The sequence below is a fragment of the Photobacterium damselae genome (assembly GCF_003026815.1).
In the GTDB taxonomy this organism is placed as follows: Bacteria; Pseudomonadota; Gammaproteobacteria; order Enterobacterales; family Vibrionaceae; genus Photobacterium; species Photobacterium damselae.
This window is the reverse complement of the sequence record NZ_PYOG01000019.1, coordinates 32,621-50,573: the sequence shown is the minus strand read 5'-3', so window position 1 is coordinate 50,573 and position 17,953 is coordinate 32,621. Positions and strand designations below refer to the sequence as shown.

The 17,953-nt window shown below is 44.6% G+C and carries 18 protein-coding genes; 2 read left to right on the top strand and 16 right to left on the bottom strand.

What is annotated here, in order from left to right; translation table 11 throughout:
• Nucleotides 1-28 precede the first annotated feature (28 nt).
• Both ilvD and ilvA read left to right on the top strand, forming a co-directional pair.
• Nucleotides 29-1,870, top strand: coding sequence for a dihydroxy-acid dehydratase (gene ilvD, locus CTN07_RS15385; RefSeq protein WP_005302206.1), 1,842 nt, complete (start codon nt 29-31; stop codon nt 1,868-1,870).
• A gap of 1 nt (nt 1,871) precedes the next feature.
• Nucleotides 1,872-3,431: a threonine ammonia-lyase, biosynthetic gene (gene ilvA / locus CTN07_RS15380; protein ID WP_005302209.1), complete on the top strand. Its 1,560-nt coding sequence runs from the start codon at nt 1,872-1,874 to the stop codon at nt 3,429-3,431.
• Nucleotides 3,432-3,506: 75 nt separating this feature from the next.
• On the opposite strand, the gene CTN07_RS15375 is transcribed toward ilvA, so the two are convergent.
• From CTN07_RS15375 to CTN07_RS15300, 16 genes are all read right to left on the bottom strand, one after another.
• Nucleotides 3,507-3,872 (bottom strand): helix-turn-helix transcriptional regulator, encoded by a 366-nt coding sequence (locus CTN07_RS15375; protein ID WP_036764610.1) that lies wholly within the window; start codon nt 3,870-3,872, stop codon nt 3,507-3,509.
• A gap of 249 nt (nt 3,873-4,121) precedes the next feature.
• A complete protein-coding gene (locus CTN07_RS15370) occupies nt 4,122-4,496 on the bottom strand; it encodes a helix-turn-helix transcriptional regulator (protein ID WP_036764611.1) in 375 nt (124 codons plus the stop codon).
• A 241-nt stretch (nt 4,497-4,737) separates the two neighbouring features.
• Complete coding sequence (gene glmS / locus CTN07_RS15365; protein WP_005302217.1) at nt 4,738-6,570, bottom strand: glutamine--fructose-6-phosphate transaminase (isomerizing); 1,833 nt, start codon at nt 6,568-6,570, stop codon at nt 4,738-4,740.
• A gap of 17 nt (nt 6,571-6,587) precedes the next feature.
• Nucleotides 6,588-7,355, bottom strand: coding sequence for a DeoR/GlpR family DNA-binding transcription regulator (locus CTN07_RS15360; RefSeq protein ID WP_005302220.1), 768 nt, complete (start codon nt 7,353-7,355; stop codon nt 6,588-6,590).
• Between the two features lie 206 nt (nt 7,356-7,561).
• Nucleotides 7,562-8,920 (bottom strand): bifunctional UDP-N-acetylglucosamine diphosphorylase/glucosamine-1-phosphate N-acetyltransferase GlmU, encoded by a 1,359-nt coding sequence (gene glmU, locus CTN07_RS15355; RefSeq protein WP_036764612.1) that lies wholly within the window; start codon nt 8,918-8,920, stop codon nt 7,562-7,564.
• Between the two features lie 190 nt (nt 8,921-9,110).
• On the bottom strand, nt 9,111-9,533 hold the full coding sequence (locus tag CTN07_RS15350) for a F0F1 ATP synthase subunit epsilon (protein WP_005302226.1): 423 nt from the start codon (nt 9,531-9,533) through the stop codon (nt 9,111-9,113).
• 17 nt (nt 9,534-9,550) lie between these two features.
• On the bottom strand, nt 9,551-10,957 hold the full coding sequence (gene atpD, locus CTN07_RS15345; protein ID WP_005302228.1) for a F0F1 ATP synthase subunit beta: 1,407 nt from the start codon (nt 10,955-10,957) through the stop codon (nt 9,551-9,553).
• A 32-nt stretch (nt 10,958-10,989) separates the two neighbouring features.
• Nucleotides 10,990-11,856: a F0F1 ATP synthase subunit gamma gene (gene atpG / locus CTN07_RS15340; protein ID WP_005302231.1), complete on the bottom strand. Its 867-nt coding sequence runs from the start codon at nt 11,854-11,856 to the stop codon at nt 10,990-10,992.
• 44 nt (nt 11,857-11,900) lie between these two features.
• Entirely contained in the window at nt 11,901-13,442 is a 1,542-nt protein-coding gene (atpA, locus tag CTN07_RS15335; RefSeq protein WP_005302234.1) for a F0F1 ATP synthase subunit alpha, read from the bottom strand.
• Nucleotides 13,443-13,458: 16 nt separating this feature from the next.
• A complete protein-coding gene (gene atpH, locus CTN07_RS15330; protein WP_005302239.1) occupies nt 13,459-13,992 on the bottom strand; it encodes a F0F1 ATP synthase subunit delta in 534 nt (177 codons plus the stop codon).
• A 15-nt stretch (nt 13,993-14,007) separates the two neighbouring features.
• Nucleotides 14,008-14,478 (bottom strand): F0F1 ATP synthase subunit B, encoded by a 471-nt coding sequence (gene atpF, locus CTN07_RS15325; RefSeq protein ID WP_036764613.1) that lies wholly within the window; start codon nt 14,476-14,478, stop codon nt 14,008-14,010.
• A gap of 76 nt (nt 14,479-14,554) precedes the next feature.
• On the bottom strand, nt 14,555-14,812 hold the full coding sequence (atpE, locus tag CTN07_RS15320; RefSeq protein ID WP_005302247.1) for a F0F1 ATP synthase subunit C: 258 nt from the start codon (nt 14,810-14,812) through the stop codon (nt 14,555-14,557).
• 69 nt (nt 14,813-14,881) lie between these two features.
• Nucleotides 14,882-15,667, bottom strand: coding sequence for a F0F1 ATP synthase subunit A (gene atpB, locus CTN07_RS15315; RefSeq protein WP_005302250.1), 786 nt, complete (start codon nt 15,665-15,667; stop codon nt 14,882-14,884).
• An 8-nt stretch (nt 15,668-15,675) separates the two neighbouring features.
• The gene (locus CTN07_RS15310) at nt 15,676-16,065 is read right to left on the bottom strand and encodes a F0F1 ATP synthase subunit I (protein ID WP_036764614.1); all 390 of its coding nucleotides are present in this window, start codon (nt 16,063-16,065) and stop codon (nt 15,676-15,678) included.
• Nucleotides 16,066-16,249: 184 nt separating this feature from the next.
• Nucleotides 16,250-17,131 (bottom strand): ParB/RepB/Spo0J family partition protein, encoded by an 882-nt coding sequence (locus CTN07_RS15305; protein WP_005302253.1) that lies wholly within the window; start codon nt 17,129-17,131, stop codon nt 16,250-16,252.
• 16 nt (nt 17,132-17,147) lie between these two features.
• Nucleotides 17,148-17,945 (bottom strand): ParA family protein, encoded by a 798-nt coding sequence (locus tag CTN07_RS15300; protein ID WP_005302255.1) that lies wholly within the window; start codon nt 17,943-17,945, stop codon nt 17,148-17,150.
• Nucleotides 17,946-17,953: the final 8 nt, after the last annotated feature.

Here is a 17,953-nt window from a genome sequence, read left to right as displayed (position 1 = left end):
AGGACAGTTGTAACAAGGATGGAAACCTATGCCGACATATCGCTCAGCCACCACAACCCACGGCCGAAATATGGCTGGAGCCCGCGCACTTTGGCGTGCAACCGGGGTGAAGGATGAAGATTTTGGTAAGCCGATTATTGCCGTTGTGAACTCATTTACCCAGTTTGTACCAGGTCATGTACATCTTAAAGATTTGGGCCAATTGGTTGCAAAAGAGATTGAGCAAGCTGGAGGCATTGCAAAAGAGTTCAATACCATAGCAGTCGATGACGGTATAGCAATGGGTCATGGTGGTATGCTGTATTCTTTGCCATCAAGAGAGCTAATTGCCGATTCTGTTGAGTATATGGTTAATGCTCACTGTGCCGATGCCATGGTTTGTATCTCTAACTGTGACAAAATCACCCCGGGAATGCTTATGGCTTCGCTGCGCCTTAATATTCCCGTTATTTTTGTCTCTGGTGGACCGATGGAAGCTGGAAAAACCCAACTGTCCGATCAAATTATCAAGTTGGATCTGGTTGATGCGATGATCCAAGGTGCAGATCCTAATGTATCTGATGCCCAAAGTGAGCAGATCGAACGATCCGCCTGCCCAACCTGCGGATCATGCTCTGGTATGTTTACCGCTAACTCCATGAACTGCTTAACGGAAGCTCTCGGACTAAGCCAACCAGGCAATGGCTCTCTCCTTGCGACCCACAGCGATCGCAAACAACTCTTTCTTAACGCAGGTCGTCGTATTGTTGAACTAACAAAACGCTACTACGAACAAGATGATCCCCAAGCCCTTCCTCGTAATATTGCCAATAAAGCCGCATTTGAAAATGCCATGGCCTTAGATATCGCCATGGGCGGCTCAACCAACACAGTGTTACATTTGTTAGCAGCTGCGCAAGAAGGTGAAGTCGATTTTACAATGAATGATATTGACCGCATGAGCCGTCAGGTCCCTCATCTCTGTAAAGTCGCTCCCTCAACCCAGCAATACCATATGGAAGATGTCCATCGCGCAGGTGGCGTCTATGGCATTTTAGGGGAATTAGATAGAGCCGGATTGCTCAATAATCAATGCGTTAATGTGCTGGGCCAAACCGTCGCAGACAGCTTACGCCAATTTGATATCACGCAAACTCAAGATCCGGCAATCATTGACTTTTATCGTGCAGGTCCAGCTGGGATCCGCACTACAGAGGCTTTCTCACAATCTTGTCGTTGGGATAAGGTCGATGATGATCGTCAATTGGGTTGTATTCGTCGCCAACAAGATGCTTACAGTCAAGATGGCGGCCTAGCTGTACTGTTTGGCAATATGGCTCTAGATGGCTGCATTGTTAAAACTGCGGGGGTAGATGAGTCTTGCTTAACATTCAGTGGACCTGCCATCGTCTTTGAAAGCCAAGAAAGTGCGGTGGAAGGCATTTTAGGAGGCGAAGTCAAAGCAGGGGATGTGGTTGTTATTCGCTATGAAGGCCCAAAAGGCGGTCCGGGTATGCAAGAGATGCTTTACCCAACCACTTATTTAAAATCTATGGGCCTTGGTAAATCTTGTGCGCTGATCACCGATGGGCGTTTCTCCGGTGGTACCAGTGGCTTATCTATTGGTCATGTTTCCCCAGAAGCAGCGAATGGCGGCACTATCGGTCTCATTGAAAATGGCGATAATATCAATATAGATATCCCCAACCGCACCATTGAGTTAAATGTTGACCCCTTGCAATTGGCTCAACGTCGCGAGCAAGCCGAACAGCGAGGTTGGAAACCAATCGATCGTCAACGCCAAGTCTCATTTGCTCTTAAAGCTTACGCCAATCTAGCGACCAGTGCCGATAAAGGCGCTGTGCGAGATAAATCGAAATTGGGAGAGTAGCATGAGCCAAGCAGATGTTATTGAGGCCACCCCCTCACCACTACAAGGATCAGACTATTTACGCCAGATCCTAAAAGCGCCCGTTTATGAAGTTGCTCAAGTCACCCCTTTGCAAACCATGGAGCGACTCAGTACTAGACTGGGTAATCATATTGGACTTAAGCGCGAAGACCGCCAACCCGTGCACTCGTTTAAACTGCGTGGCGCTTACAATATGATGGCACAACTTAGCCATGAGCAAAAACAAGCTGGAGTGATCGCAGCATCGGCAGGTAACCATGCACAAGGCTTGGCTCTATCGGCCCAAAAGCTGGGCGTTCCTGCCATCATCGTGATGCCATTAACCACACCCGATATCAAGGTCAGTGCGGTACGAGGTTTTGGCGGGGATGTTATCTTACATGGCAGCAATTTCGATGAAGCCAAAACTCACGCTCAACAATTATCGCAACAGCACGGTTACACCTTTATTCCTCCATTTGATCACCCTCAAATCATTGCAGGACAAGGCACCATAGGATTAGAGTTAATTCAGCAAAATGGTCACCTAGATTATATCTTTGTTCCTGTCGGTGGTGGTGGGTTAGCAGCAGGCGTTGCCGTATTAGTTAAGCAACTGATGCCTGAAATCAAAGTGATTGGTGTCGAAGCTGAAGATTCCGCCTGCCTTAATGCGGCGCTAGATGCTGGCGAGCCCGTCACTTTAGATCAAGTCGGAATGTTTGCTGATGGCGTGGCTGTTAAACGCATTGGCGATGAAACATTTAGACTGTGCCAGCAGTTTCTTGATGGCGTTATTACCGTCAGTAGCGATGAAATCTGTGCTGCGGTTAAAGATATCTTTGAAGATACCCGAGCTATTGCTGAGCCTTCGGGAGCGTTATCGTTAGCGGGTTTAAAAAAATACGCTGAGCAATATCAATTAACCCAACAACAACTGGCCGCGGTACTGTCAGGGGCAAACCTTAACTTCCATGGTTTACGCTATGTATCCGAACGCTGTGAATTAGGAGAAAAGCGAGAAGGGCTATTGGCGGTAACCATTCCTGAGCGACCAGGAGCATTTCTTGATTTCTGTCGTCTATTAGGCGGTCGGGCAGTCACTGAATTTAACTACCGTTATAACCATAACCAACTGGCAAATATTTTTGTTGGGGTTCGCTTGCTCCAAGGGCAGGAAGAGTTGGATGCAATCATTACAGAGCTGCGTAAAGGCGGTTATCCTGTGGTGGATCTCTCAGATGATGAAATGGCCAAAGTTCATATTCGTTATATGATTGGAGGCAAACCCGCTAATGCATTAAAAGAGCGTCTGTACAGTTTTGAGTTTCCAGAATATCCAGGCGCACTGATTAAGTTTCTTAACACCTTGGGCACCCATTGGAATATCAGCTTATTTAACTACCGCAACCACGGTGCTGATTATGGTCGAGTGCTGTGTGGTTTTGAGCTTGATGATAAAGACTTACTCTCTTTTACCAGTTACTTACGCGAATTGGGCTATCACTGGAAAGACGAAACAGACAACCCAGCTTATCGTTTCTTCTTAGCTCAGCATTAATTTTACAACCCAGAGTCATTATCCAACCGATAAAAAAACAGCGACTCAATGGTCGCTGTTTTTATGTATTCATCATTAACGGCGCTTTAAAGCCGTAATATAGTCTAACCAGCAAGAGATAAACTCTTTATTATGCTTGATGAGTTGAGAGCGAACTTGGCTTGGCACTTGACCAAAGAGATTTAATAACTCTTGGATTTCACTGTGCTCGTCCCCCATTACCTTTTCTTCGTCGTCAAAAACAAACCAAGTTAAAGGTCGACCTGTTAGCTGAGCAATCTCAACTAAGGTAGAAATACGTGGTTCAGTCTTACCTGACTCTAAATCTAAGTAAGTTTGACGGGCAATACCTAGAGTTTTCGCCATTCCTACTTGAGTGATCTCTTTCCACTCTCGGGCTTCGCGAATTTTAGCTGCTATACGTGATTTTGAATTATCCATCTAATTACCATCAACATTTATCGTTATTGGCAGCAAACAAGGTGTAATAGCTGAGAGTCACTATGACAAAGATGTTGCCGTAAAAACAAATTATGACGCTAATAAGAATAAGATCACGGAATTCGAACTTAAAATGTGATATGCCGCTTTCCATGTAACCCAACATAGGCAAACACAAAAAAAATATGCCTACATAGATATACAAGCAAAACTATCAATTACACAGCATCAAGACTCATACTTTTTTGCTTATTTTTTATGAGTTAAGGCTCGAGTATACTCTGCCATAAACCCTGCTAATTGAAGACTTTGTTGTAATATCAAATGACGGGCAGAGTGAGGCAAACGACTAAAATACTGTAATAAGCGATCCAGTTCTTCACGGTATTCACTTTCCAGCATTTCTGTGCCTTCATCACCATACACAAACCATGTCAATGGACGTTCAGTAATGTGTGATATTTCTGCCAATAAACGCACTTTAGGCTCTGTCTTTCCAGTTTCTAAATCGAGATAGGTTTGCCTTGCGACCTCAAGTCGTTGCGCCATATACACTTGAGTTAACCCTTTCCACTCTCGAGCTTCCTTGATTCTCGAAGCAATTGTTACTTTGTTATCAGTCATGAAGCATCTACTCCCTAAGATAATCTCTTCATGACAACTAATGCATACATTGTTCCAATCAATGAGAATAGCGCATTCAATTAGTTAGCTGAAAATATGACGTAAATAACTGTGAATTCTGTCGTAATTTAAAAATTGCACCGCAAAATGCGAGCAAAAAAATCTAGACATAAAAAAGGCAGATACTGAAAAAACAGTATCTGCCATAATGATAAATATCTCAATATAAGCGAGTTAGGAATTACTCTACCGTAACGGCTTTCGCTAAATTACGAGGCTGATCAACATCTGTCCCCTTAATAAGGGCAACATGGTACGACAGTAATTGCATTGGGATTGTGTAGAAAATAGGAGCGATAATCTCATCAACTTTTGGCATGGTGATGATCTTCATTCCTTCACTCGCTTCAAAGCCTGCTTCGTTGTCAGCAAAAACATACAATAGACCACCGCGCGCGCGAACTTCCTCGATATTAGATTTAAGTTTCTCAAGTAAATCGTTGGTAGGTGCAACCACAATGACTGGCATATCAGCATCAATTAACGCTAATGGGCCATGCTTTAGTTCACCCGCAGCATACGCTTCAGCGTGAATGTAAGAGATCTCTTTTAACTTTAAAGAGGCTTCTACTGCAATTGGGTAAAACTCACCACGGCCTAAAAATAGTGCGTGATGCTTATCGGCAAAATCTTCTGCTAATGCTTCAATGGGCTTATCAAATGCGAGTGCTTTTTCAATATAGCTTGGTAGTTGCTGCATCGCATGAACAATTTTAGCTTCCAGCTCCGAATCAATCGCACCTTTTTCTTTACCTAATGCCGTTACCAACATCAGTAGGGCAATAAGCTGTGTGGTGAATGCTTTTGTTGATGCAACACCAATTTCCGCACCAGCTCGGGTCATAAAGGCCAAATCGGATTCACGAACTAATGAGGAACCGGCCACATTACAAATAGTCATTGCTGCCATATAGCCTTTCTCTTTGGCTAAACGAAGGGCGGCTAGGGTATCGGCAGTTTCACCTGACTGAGATAAGGTGATTAATAAACTATTTGGGCGGGTAACAAATTTGCGGTAACGAAACTCAGAAGCAATCTCAACATCACAGCTTACGCCTGTCATCGCTTCAAACCAATAACGAGCAACCATGCCTGCATTGTAAGAAGTACCACAAGCCACAATTTGGATATGCTCAACTTTATTTAAAATCTCTTTAGCACCAGTGCCAATACTTTCAACCACAACGCTATTGTTACGAATACGACCTTCCATCGTATTAATTAATGCACTTGGCTGTTCATAGATCTCTTTTTGCATGTAATGGCGATACTGACCTTTATCTGCAGCATCATGCTCGACAGTGGACTCATGGATTTCACGTTGTACCGCTTGGCCAGCCTCATCAAAAATAGCGATATCTCGACGAGTAATTTCGGCTACATCACCTTCTTCTAAGAAAATGAACCGACGAGTAACGTTAAGTAGGGCGAGTTGATCAGAGGCAATAAAGTTTTCACCAACACCTAGACCAATGACCAATGGACTACCAGAACGAGCGACAACCACACGCTCATTATCACGGCGATCCATAACCACAGTACCGTATGCGCCTTCAAGTTGAGCTACTGTTTTCTGTACCGCTTCCAATAGAGAGCCACTTTGTGCAAGCTCCCAATGAACAAGGTGCGCAATAACTTCAGTATCCGTTTGAGATTGAAATTCATAGCCACGTTGCTGAAGTAGGCTACGCAACGCTTCGTAGTTTTCTATAATGCCGTTGTGAACAAGAGCGATATCGCCCGAAGTGTGGGGATGAGCATTTGCTTCTGACGGCTCACCATGGGTTGCCCAACGAGTGTGAGCAATACCCGTACCGCCTGCAAGAGGCTGTTGCTCTAAGGCATCTGCCAACATTTGGACTTTACCTAGTCGACGAACGCGATGTAGCTGGTGCTCACTGTCGATCACAGCGATACCAGCAGAATCATAACCTCGGTATTCTAAACGACGCAGACCTTCTACCAAGATTTCTGCCACATCACGCTGTGCTACTGCACCAACAATCCCACACATATCGACTCCTGTTACTGCTATTCAGGGGCGCGAATCACTTGCACCCCATGTTGTTCAATTTGTTGTTTTGCCGTATCACTCAATCCACTATCGGTAATAACCGTATTGATGTTGCTCCATGGAATCTCTAGATTCGGGATCTTTCGTCCAATCTTGCTCGATTCCACCATAACCACAACCTCGCGAGAGACTTCAGCCATAACTCGGCTTAGCCCAATTAACTCGTTAAAGGTTGTCGTTCCTCGTGCAATATCAATACCGTCGGCACCAATAAATAGCTGATCAAAATCGTAAGAACGCAGTACCGACTCAGCCACTTGGCCTTGAAAGGACTCTGAATGCGGATCCCATGTTCCACCAGTCATCAGTAACGTAGGCTCGTTTTCTAACTCATTTAATGCATTGGCAACCTGTAATGAGTTTGTCATCACGATCAACCCTTGCTTTCGACCTAGCAAACTGATTAAGGCTGCGGTTGTACTGCCACTGTCAACGATAATACGATTATGATCACGAATGCGTTTTTCTGCTTCTTGAGCGATGGCTACCTTTTGAACCGAAACTTTATCTTCTGAATCATCAGTCATAATCTCAGAGGGCATTGCAATGGCCCCACCATAACGACGAAGCAATAAGCCATTATTTTCTAATGCCGCAAGATCTTTACGAATAGTGACTTCAGAAGTCGCAAACTGTTCGGCTAGTTTGTCGACACTGACTTCGCCTTGTTCATTCACTAAAGTCACAATAGCGTGACGACGTTGCTGAGTATTTCGTTTTGACATAATTCTGATTCGATAACTTTAAGTTTCGATTCGAAACTTATTTTAGCAGGAGTAAAACTTATAGATCAATGTTAAGAGCCAGAGATCTGCGAAAAAAAGATAAGATTCTCATAAGATAGAAGCCGTTATCTTGTTAGTCTAAGTGTAATCAATAAAAAAGGCAGGTGATATACCTGCCTTTTATAAAAGTTTCAGTTAAAAACTTATTACTTCTTAACTGGACGCTTCCAGCCTTGAATATTTCGCATTGGAGCGCGGGTGATCACCAACTCACCATCATTAACGTCTTTATTAATGGTAGAGCCAGCACCAATCGTTGCGCCTTTACCAACTTTCACAGGAGCAATCAGCTGAGTATCAGAGCCGACAAAAACATCATCTGCGATCTCAGTCTTAAATTTATTAGCGCCATCGTAGTTACAAGTGATAGTACCTGCACCGATGTTAACATTTGCACCAATCTCTGCATCGCCTAAATAGGTTAAGTGACCCGCTTTTGAACCTTCACCAAGACGCGCTTGTTTCATTTCAACAAAGTTACCTACGTGGGCATCACGCATCAGTTCAGCACCAGGGCGCAGACGGGTAAATGGGCCAACAGAACAATCTTCACCTACTGTTGCGCCTTCAATAACACTGTATGGACGGATCTCGGTGTTATCGTCAATCTCACAGTCTTTTAATACACAGCCAGCACCAATAACAACGTTATTACCCAAAGAAACAGAGCCTTCGATAATCACATTAACATCAATTTCAACATCAGTACCGCACTGTAGGTCACCGCGCAGATCGAAACGAGCAGGATCTCGCAACATCACACCTTGTTCTAATAGGCGCTCTGCTTGCATCGCCTGGAAAGCACGCTCTAAACGAGCCAGTTGAATACGGTTGTTTACACCTTCAACTTCAATGGCTTTTTCAGGGTGTACCGCTTCAACAGCACGGCCTTCTTCGTGTGCCGCTGCGATAATATCGGTTAAGTAGTACTCACCTTGCGCGTTATCGTTTTTCAATGCTGATAACCAACGCTTCAGATCGCCACCGCTAACAACCATCACACCCGTGTTGATTTCTTTAATTAGCTTTTGCTCTTCTGTTGCATCTTTTTGTTCAACGATTGCAACAACAGGGCCATTACGACGCACAATACGACCGTAGCCAGTAGGATCATCTAGAACAACAGTCAGCAGCGCGATACCACCAGCTGGTTGAGCATCAAGAAGGTTTTCTAGCGTGGTTTGACTGATAAGTGGAACGTCTCCGTACAAAATCAGAACTTGTTCATCGTCAGCTAGATTAGGTGTCGCTTGGTTAACAGCATGACCAGTACCAAGTTGTTCAGCTTGTAGAACCCACTCTACTTGCTCTTGGCTTAGTACTTGTTTCATTTGATCGCCACCGTGGCCATAAACCAAATGAATATTATCGGCTCCGGTATCATTACATGTATCGATTACATGCTTAACCATAGGTTTTCCAGCCAAAGTATGCAGTACTTTTGGCAAATTGGAATACATACGGGTGCCTTTTCCCGCAGCGAGAATCACAGCGCTAAAGCTCATGATGGGGTATCCCTCTTGATGCATAGATTTTATTTAAGTCTGCATTGTAACGGGAAAGGAGATCGGAATTAAGCTTTCGAACCGAAATTTTTCCGTCTTTTAACATACAAAGTACAAACATTTTGTTTATGAATAGTACACAGATAATAAAAAAGCGACCCTAGGGTCGCTTTTTTGCTTTGATGCTGAATTAGCGAGCGCGCTTAGTCAACTCAATGACACGAAGCTGAGCAATTGCTTTTGCTAAATCGCTCGCCGCTTGAGCATAGTCGATATCACCATGCGGATTATGGATATGCTCCATCGCTTGGCGTTTCGCTTCTTCCGCTTTAGCCGCATCCAGATCAACACCACGAATTGCCGTATCAGCCAATACAGTTACTGTACTTGGCTGTACTTCTAACATGCCGCCAGATAGGTAAATTACCTCTTCTTCGCCATGTTGCTTCGTAATGCGGATCATACCAGGGATAAGAGCGGTCAGCAGCGGGGTGTGGCCGGCATGAATACCAAGCTCACCTTCGCTACCGGTCACCTGAATATTTTCAACACGACCAGAAAACAGACGTTTCTCCGCGCTTACTACATCCAGATGAAAGGTTATCGCTGCCATATCGCCTCCTAATTAGCTTATAGCGTCTTCGCTTTTTCTAATACTTCTTCAATCGCACCACAGTACATAAATGCCTGCTCTGGGATATCGTCGTATTCACCAGCTAGAAGACCCTTAAAGCTACGTAGCGTATCTTTAAGAGGAACGTAGATACCAGGTTGACCAGTAAATACTTCTGCTACGTGATAAGGCTGAGTTAGGAAACGTTCAATCTTACGCGCACGAGATACAGACAGTTTATCGTCTTCAGATAGCTCATCCATACCTAGGATTGCGATGATATCTTTCAGCTCTTTGTAGCGCTGTAGGATACTCTGAACGCCACGAGCAATATCATAGTGCTCTTGACCTACAACTAGAGGGTCTAGCATACGAGAAGTAGAATCTAGTGGGTCGATCGCAGGGTATAGACCTAGCGATGCAATTTGACGAGAAAGTACAACTGTTGCATCTAAGTGAGCAAACGTCGTTGCTGGAGATGGGTCAGTCAAGTCATCGGCTGGTACGTATACCGCCTGAACTGATGTGATAGAACCACTCTTCGTTGACGTGATACGCTCCTGAAGTACACCCATCTCTTCTGCAAGAGTTGGCTGGTAACCTACCGCAGAAGGCATACGACCTAGAAGTGCTGATACCTCAGTACCGGCTAGGGTATAACGGTAGATGTTATCGATGAACAGTAGAACGTCACGACCTTCGTCACGGAACTTCTCAGCCATCGTTAGACCAGTTAGTGCCACACGTAGACGGTTGCCCGGTGGCTCGTTCATCTGGCCGTAAACCATTGCTACTTTAGATTCAGCTGGATTTTCAACGTTAACAACACCCGCTTCCTGCATTTCAAAGTAGAAATCGTTACCTTCACGAGTACGCTCACCAACACCAGCAAATACAGATAGACCTGAGTGCTGGATTGCGATGTTGTTGATAAGTTCCATCATGTTAACGGTCTTACCAACACCCGCACCACCGAATAGACCGATCTTACCGCCTTTTGCGAAAGGACAGATAAGGTCGATAACTTTAACGCCAGTTTCTAGCATTTCAGTGGTGTTAGATTGCTCTTCATAGCTAGGTGCTGCACGGTGAATGGCATAACGCTCTTCTTCACCGATATCACCGCGCTCATCAATTGCATCACCTAGAACGTTCATAATACGACCTAGGGTTGCTGTACCTACTGGCACTTCAATTGGGCGGCCTGTGTTTTCAACAGACAAACCACGACGTAAACCATCAGAAGTACCCATTGCGATACCACGAACTACGCCGCCACCAAGCTGCTGTTGAACTTCAAGTACTAGTGTACCTTGCTCTTTAGCATCAACGTGAAGGGCATCGTATACCTGTGGTACAGAGTCCTGTGGAAACTCTACGTCGACTACCGCACCGATGATCTGTACGATCTTACCTGTAGCCATCGTTAATCCTCTAAACTTATTAATTCTTTGCCTTAAACTGCTGCTGCACCAGATACAATTTCTGATAGCTCTTGTGTAATCGCTGTTTGACGAGCTTTGTTATACACAAGCTGCAAGTCATCAATTAAGTTGCCTGCATTATCTGTTGCCGCTTTCATTGCTACCATTCGAGCTGCCTGCTCACAAGCTAGGTTTTCCACTACACCTTGATACACTTGTGATTCAGCATAGCGAACCAATAGAGTATCGAGCAGTAGCTTAGGCTCTGGCTCATAAATGTAGTCCCAAGAATGGTTGCGTTGCATGTCTTCATCTTGTGACTTAGGCAAAGGCAACAATTGATCGATCACTGGATCTTGCACCATGGTGTTGACAAACTTGTTGTAAACCAGATACAGACGATCCAATTGGCCTTCATCATATTTCTTCAGCATAACGCCAACGGTACCAATCAGTTCATCCACTGTTGGCGCATCACCCAAGCCAGAAACTTGAGCTGATACATTACCGCCGTAGCTGTTAAAGAACGCAGTCGCTTTCGCACCGATAAGAGCAAGCTCTACTTCGGCACCTTGCTGATTCCATTGCTGGATATCTGTGATTGCTTTTTTGAACAGGTTAATGTTCAAGCCACCACATAAACCGCGGTCTGTTGAAACAATGATGTAACCTACGCGCTTGGCTTCACGCTCCTCTAAATAAGGATGCTGATATTCAAGACTACCAAGGGCGATATGACCGATCACTTTGCGCATAGTTTGGGCGTATGGACGTGATGATTCCATTGCATCTTGCGTTTTACGCATTTTAGATGCAGCAACCATCTCCATCGCTTTGGTGATCTTCTGTGTGTTTTTCACACTACCGATCTTATTACGAATCTCTTTTGCGCCGGCCATCGTTACTCTCCGTTAGAAGGTGATCGCGTACGACCACCTACCAATTACCAAGTCTGGGTCGCTTTGAAATCTTCCAGCAGTTTCGTGAACTGCGCTTCGATTTCGTCGTTCCAAGCACCCGTTTCATCAATCTGTGCTACTAGCTCAGCAAATTGACCTTTAGCGTATGAAAGTAACGCAGCTTCAAAATCAGCAAGCTTGGTTAGCTCAACATCATTTAGATAGCCTTTTTCAGCAGAGAAGATAACAATCGCTTGCTCAAATACAGACATTGGCGCGTATTGTTTCTGCTTCATTAACTCAGTTACTTTCTGACCGTGGTCTAGCTGTTTCTTAGTCGCATCATCTAGGTCAGATGAGAACTGAGCAAACGCTGCAAGTTCACGATACTGAGCCAGAGCAGTACGGATACCACCAGATAGCTTCTTGATAACTTTAGTTTGAGCAGCACCACCTACACGAGATACAGAGATACCAGGATCGACCGCAGGACGAATACCAGCATTGAATAGCTCAGTTTGTAGGAAGATCTGACCGTCGGTGATAGAGATTACGTTAGTCGGTACGAACGCTGATACGTCACCCGCTTGCGTTTCGATAATAGGAAGCGCAGTTAACGAACCTGTTTTACCTGTCACTTCACCATTAGTGAATTTCTCAACGTAGTGCTCGTTTACACGTGCAGCACGCTCTAGAAGACGTGAGTGAAGGTAGAAAACATCACCTGGGAATGCTTCACGGCCCGGTGGACGGCGAAGTAGTAGAGAGATTTGACGGTAAGCTACCGCTTGCTTAGATAGATCATCATAAACAATCAGTGCGTCTTCGCCACGGTCGCGGAAGTATTCACCCATCGCACAACCTGAGTATGGAGCTAGATACTGAAGTGCCGCAGCTTCTGATGCTGATGCAACAACAATAATCGTATTTTCAAGAGCGCCGTGCTCTTCTAGCTTACGTACTACGTTGGCAATAGTGGATGCTTTCTGGCCGATAGCAACATATACCGAATAAATACCAGAGTTCTTCTGGTTGATGATGGCATCGATAGCCATCGCCGTTTTACCAGTCTGACGGTCACCGATGATAAGCTCACGCTGGCCACGACCGATTGGAATCATCGAGTCCACTGCTTTGTAACCAGTCTGTACTGGCTGATCAACAGATTTACGATCGATAACACCTGGTGCAATCACTTCTACCGGAGAGAAAGTTTTTGCATTAATAGGACCTTTACCATCGATTGGCTCACCTAGGGTGTTTACCACACGACCTAACAGTTCAGGACCTACAGGTACTTCAAGAATACGACCTGTACCCGTTACCTTCATACCTTCTTGCAGGTCAAGGTAAGGACCCATTACTACCGCACCTACTGAGTCACGCTCAAGGTTAAGAGCAAGGGCAAAACGGCCATTTGGTAATTCAATCATTTCACCTTGCATAACGTCTGCAAGGCCATGGATACGAATGATACCGTCGCTTACCGAGACGATAGTACCTTCGTTACGCGCTTCACTAACTACGTTGAAAGATTCAATACGTTGTTTGATCAGATCGCTAATTTCCGTGGAATTAAGTTGCATGCTCCAATTCCCCAAATCAAGACAGCAATGTATCGCTCAGGCGAGCAAGTTTGCCACGCACTGAATTATCGATAACCAGGTCTCCAGCTCTAATTACAACCCCAGCAATCAGGGTCTCATCTACGCTGCAGCTCAGCTTAACTTTACGCTCTAGACGCGTACTCAGTTTCGCTTCAATGGCATCACGTTGAGCATCATTTAGCTCAATAGCTGAAACCACAACGGCTTCAACAGTTTTTTCAAGCTCGTTCTTCAACAGCATGAATTCGTGATACACATCAGGAAGCGCTTTTAAGCGTCCATTCTCAGCCATTACCTTTAATAGGTTTTGGCCGTGTTCGTCGAGTTGTTCACCACAAACTGCCACGAAAATTTCGGACAGTTTGTCAGCTGCGTAACCACTATCCAAGATATCTTGCATAGTGTCATTTTCAGCAACCTCACTAGCAAACAGTAGCATTTCTGCCCATGGTGCTAGGGTGTTCTTCTCAACAGCAAAATCAAAAGCGGCTTTTGCGTAGGGGCGTGCGATTGTGGCTAATTCCGACATAGCTTGCCCCTTCTATTACAGTTCTGCAGTGACTTTGCTTAGAATCTCTGCTTGAGCATCTTTATCGATAGAATGCTCAATGATCTTCTCAGCGCCAATCACAGCTAGAGTTGCAACTTGTTTTCTCAGCTCGTCACGAGCGCGATTACGCTCCGCTTCGATTTCTGCCATACCTTGCGCGATGATCTTCTCACGCTCGGTTAGAGCTTCAGCTTTCGCTTCATCTAGAATCTGAGACTTGCGTTTGTTCGCTTGCTCGATGATTTCAGACGCTGCGCGTTTTGCTTCTTTTAGCTGATCAGAAGCATTTGCTTTAGCTAGGTCTAGGTCTTTGGTAGCGCGATCAGCAGCTGCCAAACCGTCAGCAATTTTCTTCTGACGTTCTTCAATCGCTTGCATAATTGGTGGCCATACATATTTCATGCAGAACACCACAAATAAGAAGAAAGCGATCGCCTGGCCCAGCAAAGTTGCATTCATATTCACAATGCATCTCCTTCAAAAAGGGTTGCGGGTCCATTCGTTAACAGCAATAACCGAGTACAGTTATTGCTATGCGTTATTAGCCAGCTAGCTGACCAACAAATGGGTTTGCGAATGTGAATAGTAGAGCGATTACGATACCGATCATTGGAACCGCATCAAGTAGACCTGCGATGATGAACATCTTAACTTGAAGCATTGGTGCCATTTCTGGTTGACGTGCAGCACCTTCAAGGAATTTACCACCAAGAAGTGCGAAGCCGATTGCTGTACCAAGTGCAGCAAGACCTACAATGATGCCCACGGCAATTGCAGAAAAGCTTAATAAAGTTTCCATCACTATCTCCAGTTTAGAGTTGTTGGCTAATGTGCCAAAAAAACAAAAAAAGAAAAAAAATATCAATCGTTAATGATTGTCTTCATGCGCCTGAGATAGGTACACAATAGTCAACATCATAAACACGAACGCTTGAATTGTAATGACTAGGATGTGGAAAATTGCCCACGGTAGCGAGCCTAGCCATTGTGCCCACCACGGCATCAATGCCGCGATAAGAATAAACACCACCTCACCGGCAAACATATTACCGAACAAACGCATACCAAGAGAAAGCGGTTTAGCCAATAGCGATACCACTTCTAGAAGTAGGTTGAACGGAATCATCACCGGGTGATTGAACGGGTGAAGAGCCAGTTCTTTAGCAAAGCCGCCAAGTCCTTTTACCTTAATGCTGTAGTAGATCATTAACGCAAAAACACCCAACGCCATAGCCATGGTGATGTTGACATCAGCACTTGGAACCACCTTCAGATAAGGGATACCAAGACTACTTGCTGCATACGGAAGAAAATCGATTGGCACTAAGTCCATGATGTTCATCAGTAGAATCCAGCAGAAAATAGTAAGCGCCAAAGGAGCTATTAGTGGATTGCGACCATGGAAAGTCTCTTTGACATTAGAATCAACGAACTCAACCATAATCTCAACAAAACACTGTAGCTTACTTGGCACACCTGATGTTGCTTGCTTCGCTGCTTTGCGGAATAGCCATAAAAAAGCCAAACCGGTTAACACAGAGAAGAACAAGCTATCTAAATGAACCGTCCAGAATCCACCATTGCCCACTGCTAAATTGGTTAAGTGGTGGGTAATGTATCCTGACGGCGTTAGCGCTTCACCTGGCGCAGCCATAACTCATCCTATTTGTTGTTGTTAATGAATAAAACCGGCCCAAAGATATTAATACCAAGAGCCAGCAAATAGGTTAGTTTGAGGGGAAGTAAATCCACCTCGGTATACAGGTAAACAACAGCAAAGAGGATAACTGTGATGAGAATTTTGAGTACTTCACCGCCATAGAATGACGCCATGACCAGACGCGCCTTGCGAGCACCACTGAACATGAAAGCACAACAAGCAAAGACAGCTTGGGCAACAATAAAGATGCCACCACCGATAAATGCGGAGATTCCCCAGTCAATATTAACAGCAAATGCTGCCAGTATTGCCGTTGTCAAAACGACGCCAGATTGTAGTAACAGCAACCGTTTTGCCAATTGGCGTCCCGGTCTAACTAGCGCCGATACCATGTATTCGTTCCTCGAGTCCATTCCACTACACGATTGTGAGGGGAAAACAGCGAAAATTATACGCAAGTGATAAGAGTGAATGCAATCTCATCACAGCAAAAAAAGTCGGCAGAATTTACAACACAATAACTTGATCACGTGTTATTTAATGCATTTAACAAAAATTACACACTTTAAACTCAAATTATTGACCAATCTTGTCCAAAATCTGCTGAAGTTCATGATCTTGATCAAAGCTAATTACAATTTTTCCTTTGCCATTTTTTTGTTTAGAGATGGCAACAGGTGTTCCAAACTGCTCTGATAGACGATTTTCTATCGCCTCAACTACTGGATTTCTCGTAACTTTTTTAGCTTCAACTTGAGGCTCTAATTGCTTTTTAACCAGAGCTTCTGTTTCACGAACTGTTAACGCTTTACTTACAACAATTTGCGCTATCGCTAACTGTTGCTCTATCGGTAAAGCCAATAATGCTCGAGCATGACCCATTTCAATCTGCTTAGTTTCAACTAGGTGTTTAACCTCAGTTGCCAATTGATTTAAACGCAATAAATTGGATACCGCAGTACGAGATTTACCAACAGCTTGCGCTAATTGTTGATGGGTCAGTGAGAACTCACTTTGTAAACGTTCTAATGCTTGAGCTTCTTCCATAACATTGAGATCTTCACGTTGAATATTCTCAATAAGAGCAATAGCCATAGTAGCGCGATCATCAACTGATTTCACTATACAAGGCACTTGCTTAAGCCCAGCTTGACGAGCGGCGCGCCAACGACGCTCACCAGCAATGATCTCAAAGTGAGTGTTTGTCAGTTCACGAACAATAATCGGCTGAATAATGCCTTGAGCGCGAATAGATTCGGTCAGTTCAGCCAATGCCTCATCCGCCATATCTTTACGCGGCTGATATTTGCCTGACTGCAATTGTGAGACAGCGAGCTCGCGTAGCGCGCCATCATTTGAAAGGGTTTGTGCTTGGTTGGCAGCTTGTTGTTTAGCCAACGCGACAGAGCTCGTTGCGAATAACGCATCAAGACCTTTTCCTAGGCCTCTCTTACTCATGTTTTATTTCCTATTTTTATGCGTTGACAGTTTCAGCTTGAGATAACTGTTGCTCTTCTCGACGGATCATCTCACCAGCAAGGGCAAGATAAGCTTTAGCGCCACTAGAATATTTATCGTAATACATTGCAGGTCGGCCATGACTTGGGGCCTCTGCTAAACGTACATTGCGAGGAATGACCGTTCGATAAACTTTATCACCGAAGTGCTTCTTCAACTGATCAGACACTTCATTGGCAAGGCGATTACGCGGGTCGAACATGGTTCGAAGTAAGCCTTCAATTTTTAGATCCGCATTCACTACTGCGGTAAGCTTACTAATTGTATCCATCAGAGCTGTTAATCCTTCCAGTGCAAAATACTCACACTGCATTGGGACCAAAACAGAATCTGCCGCTGTCATCGCATTGATTGTAAGTAGGTTTAGTGCAGGCGGACAATCAATAAAGATGAAATCATAGTTATCGCGAACTGTCGCTAACGCATTACGTAAACGAACTTCTCGCGCAAAAACTTCCATCAATTTGATTTCAGCTGCGGTCACATCACCATTGGCCGCTATCAAATGATAACCGCCTGTCGTTTCAGTGATCGCAACTTGTTCAAATGGGGTCTGTTCGACCAGAAGATCATAAGCTGTAGCTTCAACTTGGTACTTATCAACACCACTGGCCATCGTTGCGTTACCTTGAGGATCGAGATCGATCACCAAGACTTTACGTTGAGTGGCAGCAAGAGATGCCGCTAAATTAACACATGTTGTTGTTTTACCTACGCCACCTTTTTGGTTGGCAACCGCTATGATTCTTCCCACGAACAAAC